Annotated in this window: 3 protein-coding genes; 2 read left to right on the top strand and 1 reads right to left on the bottom strand. The window is 71.1% G+C overall.

Going from position 1 to position 4,228, the window contains the following annotated elements; translation table 11 throughout:
* Positions 1-410: 410 nt before the first annotated feature.
* Positions 411-1,079, bottom strand: coding sequence for a bifunctional DNA primase/polymerase (locus ACWF94_RS34885; protein ID WP_453498021.1), 669 nt, complete (start codon positions 1,077-1,079; stop codon positions 411-413).
* A gap of 422 nt (positions 1,080-1,501) precedes the next feature.
* Here ACWF94_RS34885 and nsdA point away from each other — a divergent pair, with 422 nt between their 5' ends.
* Positions 1,502-2,974 (top strand): transcriptional repressor NsdA, encoded by a 1,473-nt coding sequence (nsdA, locus tag ACWF94_RS34880; RefSeq protein WP_453498018.1) that lies wholly within the window; start codon positions 1,502-1,504, stop codon positions 2,972-2,974.
* 580 nt (positions 2,975-3,554) lie between these two features.
* Positions 3,555-4,228 (top strand): ammonium transporter (locus ACWF94_RS34875; protein ID WP_453498015.1); only part of this gene is annotated, 674 nt, incomplete at its 3' end.

Below are 4,228 nucleotides of genomic sequence, written 5' to 3'. Positions count from 1 at the left end.
CCCGGGACGGGGACACCGGCCCCAGGTCCCTGCCACGCTCCAGGTTCCTGAGCACCAGGGTCCGTCCTCAAACGCCGGACAGGCTTGATGTGGGCATGCGCACCCAGGGCAAGCGAATCCAGCCTCTCCGGCGATTGAGGAGCGGGGTCCGGGGCAGAGCCCCGGCTACCGGCCGCGTCAGGCGATGGCTGACGCGCACCCCTGCGAGGTGTCCTCAAACGCCGGACAGGCTTGGTACACGCATCCGGACAGGCTGAAAAACCTCGCCTCGCCGTACGAACCGACACGAGCCGACACCAGCCGGTGTGAGCCGACACGAGCCGGTATGAGCCGACACAAGCCGACACGAGCGACCCGCACCGAGTGAGACGCGACCCGCACGCGCACATGCCGGACCCGGGGCGGGAGCGCTACGCCGCCGAGCGGTGGCAGATGTACGCCAGCGTCCCCAGCAGCAGCCGCGCCTCCGGCGGTGCCGTCGCCGTGTCCAGGGACGGCGGGCGCAGCCAGTCGACGGGGCCCAGGCCGCCGAGGTCGGACGGCGGGGCTGTGATGTGGTCGCCGGGCCCGAGGCAGCGCAGATCCAGATCGGCGTCGTCCCAGCCCATCCGGTACAGCAGCGTCGGCAGGTCGTCGGCGGCGCCCGGGGCCACGAAGAACTGGCAGCGGCCGTCCGGTGTCGCCGTCACCGGGCCCAGCGGCAGCCCCATGCGCTCCAGGCGCACCAGGGCTCGCCGCCCCGCCGGGGCCGCCACGTCGAGGATGTCGAAGGCGCGGCCCACGGGCAGCAGCACCGCGGCGCCCGGCACCTGCGCCCACGCCTCGGTCACCTCGTCCAGGGTGGCGCCCACGGGGATCTCGGCGGCGAAGGGGAGCGGATGCGCCCCCGGGGCCGCACAGTCCGCTCTGCCGCAGGAGCAGGCCCCGGCGGCGGCCCGCGCCCCCGGGAGCACCGCCCAGCCCCAGAGACCTGTGTACTCGGCCACCGCGGTGCACTCCGTGGTGCGACCGCGGCGCCGTGAGCCGGAGCGGATGTCCCTGATCCCGCGGCTGCTGCCGATGCCGATTGTGAAGCCCATGCCCCCTCCAACGGGTCGTGCACGCCGGTGGTTACGACCCGAAGTCTCCTCGTAACACAGCGTCGCAACCGGTGAAGGTCCGGCGGCGCACAGTAGCGCGAGGGGGAGTGCGGACAGCGCTAGGCGCCTTGTTGTGCACCGTTCCGCTGCCTTCCGATCGTCTGTCAAGTGAATCGTGCCTGATGGTGAGCGAGTTCATTCGAAGGGGTGGCGAATGGTGGCGTTTCTGGAATCGCCCTCGCGGGGCGGGTGATCGTAGGATTACTTTCAGTGCACGAACCCTGGAGTTGTGCGGACTCATGGGGATGCCGTAAGCAAGTCGGACTCCCGTTCGACGGAGCGATTCCTCCGGACAGACGGCCCCAACTCACGGCATTCTGGTAAGGGTTCGAGCTCAAGGTTTCACGGATGGGGGCGTTCCAGTGGACGGCAGCGGCGCCGGTGCGAATTCCGGCAAGCGCCCGAACGAGCGGCTGGGCTCATGGTTCGTGCGCAGCGGTTGGTCCAAGGGCGAGCTGGCGCGTCAGGTCAACCGCCGGGCCCGCCTGCTCGGCGCGCACCACATCAGCACCGACACCTCGCGCGTACGGCGCTGGCTCGACGGCGAGCAGCCACGCGAACCCATCCCGCGCATCCTGTCCGAGCTGTTCTCCGAGCGCTTCGGCAGCGCGGTCGCCATCGAGGACCTCGGGCTGCGCAGCGCCCACACCTCACCCTCGGTCTCCGGGGTCGACCTCCCCTGGGCGGGCCCCCAGACCGTCGCGCTGCTCAGCGAGTTCTCCCGCAGCGATCTGATGCTGGCCAGGCGCGGTTTCCTCGGCACCTCGCTGGCGCTGGCCGCGGGCCCGGCCCTCGTCGAACCCATGCAGCGCTGGCTCGTCCCCACCCCCGCCGGCGCCGAGCAGGACCGCCCCGACGCCCAGGTCATCGCCCAGCGGCCGTCCCGGCTCTCCCGGCCCGAGCTGGAGCTGCTGGAGTCCACGACCGCCATGTTCCGCCAGTGGGACGCCCAGTGCGGCGGCGGACTGCGCCGCAAGGCCGTCGTCGGCCAGCTCCACGAGGTCACCGACCTGCTCCAGGAACCCCAGCCCGAGGCCACCTCCCGCCGGCTGTTCAAGTGCGCGGCCGAACTGGCCGAGCTGGCGGGCTGGATGAGCTACGACGTCGGCCTCCAGCCCACCGCGCAGAAGTACTTCGTGCTCGCGCTGCACGCCGCCAAGGAAGCGGGCGACAAACCCCTCGGCTCCTACATCCTGTCTTCGATGAGCCGCCAGATGATCCACCTGGGCCGCCCCGACGACGCCCTGGAGCTGATCCACCTCGCCCAGTACGGCAGCCGGGACTGCGCCACCCCCCGCACCCAGGCCATGCTCTATGCGATGGAGGCCCGCGCGTACGCCAATATGGGCCAGCCCAGCAAGTGCAAGCGCGCCGTCCGGATGGCCGAGGACACCTTCTCCGACGCCGGGACCGAAGGGCCCGAGCCCGACTGGATCCGCTTCTTCTCCGAGGCCGAACTCAACGGGGAGAACGCCCACTCGTACCGCGACCTCGCCTATGTCGCGGGCCGCAGCCCGACGTACGCCTCCCTCGCCGAACCGGTCATGGAGCGCGCCGTCCACCTCTTCCACCAGGACGACGAACACCAGCGCTCCTACGCCCTGAACCTGATCGGCATGGCCACCGTTCATCTGCTCAAGCGCGAGCCGGAGGAAGCCACCAGCCTTGCGTCCCAGGCCCTCGAAGTCGCCAAACGCGTCCGCTCGGAGCGGGTGAACACCCGGCTGCGCAAGACCGTTGACACCGCCGCCCGCGACTTCGGCGATGTCGCCGAAGTCGTCCACCTCACCGATCTGCTCACCGCCCAGCTGCCCGAGACCGCGGAAGCGGTCTGACCGGCCCGACCTGGCCGGCCCGCTCCGACCTGCCTGCCCTGACCGGCCCGACCTGACTGGTACGCCCAATCCGGCCCGCCTTGGCCGGATCCGGCCCCCACCCGGCCGGACTCCGGCCCGGGGACCCCGGCCTCACCCCGTGAGCCCCGGCCCCGTAGAACCCCGGCCCGCTCCGTAGACATCAGCCCGTGCTCCCCCTCAGGGACCACGGCGCCACCCACCCCCGCAGACCCCGGCCGCGACGATCACCCCGAACCGCCCGACCCGGCTCCCCTGCGCCAGGTCAACCGGGTGATGTCGCGGCCGGTCCCCGTCCGGATGCCGCGGCCGGTCCCGTCCGCCGGACCTCCCGCGCCGGGGCCCCTGCCGCGACCGCGCCCCGCCCCCTGGACCCGCCCTCGCCGTGAACCGCCCGTTCATGGCCGCGTAACACACGGCACCCCTTCGTCACGGCGGCGAAACATCGTGCGGCATCGGCGGAAACCGGGCTGCGCCAACCTCATGGCGCATAACCGCCCCCGCCCCCCTGGGCGCCCCGGCGCCCCGCCACAGCCGCCGCACCGACGACGAGGAGACGCCGATGCCCCCAGGCATCTCGACCCTTGCCGCAGAAGCACCCACGCTCTCTGCCGCCAACACCGGCTTCATGCTCATCTGCTCCGCCCTGGTGATGCTGATGACCCCCGGGCTCGCCTTCTTCTACGGAGGCATGGTCCGCGTCAAATCCACCCTCAACATGCTGATGATGAGCTTCATCAGCCTGGGGATCGTCACCATCCTGTGGGTGCTCTACGGATTCAGCCTCGCCTTCGGCACCGACTCCGGCTCCGTCATCGGCTGGTCCGCCGACTACGCGGGACTCAGCGGCATCGGCCTCACCGAACTCTGGGACGGCTACACCATTCCCGTCTATGTCTTCGCCGTCTTCCAGTTGATGTTCGCGATCATCACCCCCGCCCTGATCAGCGGCGCCCTCGCCGACCGCGTCAAGTTCGGCGCCTGGGCCCTCTTCATCACCCTGTGGGCCACCGTCGTCTACTTCCCGGTCGCCCACTGGGTGTGGGGCGCGGGCGGCTGGCTGTTCGAGATGGGGGTCATCGACTTCGCGGGCGGCACCGCCGTCCACATCAACGCCGGAGCCGCCGCCCTCGGCGTCATCCTCGTCATCGGCAAGCGCGTCGGCTTCAAGAAGGACCCGATGCGTCCGCACAGCCTGCCGCTCGTGATGCTCGGCGCGGGCCTCCGAGCATCACG

This window comes from Streptomyces sp. NPDC055078 (assembly GCF_053607985.1).
This window is presented reverse-complemented; position numbering and strand designations above follow the sequence as displayed.

What these genes read in the sequence shown, in the direction of transcription:
- ACWF94_RS34885 (WP_453498021.1), bottom strand. Translation starts at nt 1,079, where the DNA reads ATGGGCTTCACAATCGGCATCGGCAGCAGCCGCGGGATCAGGGACATC.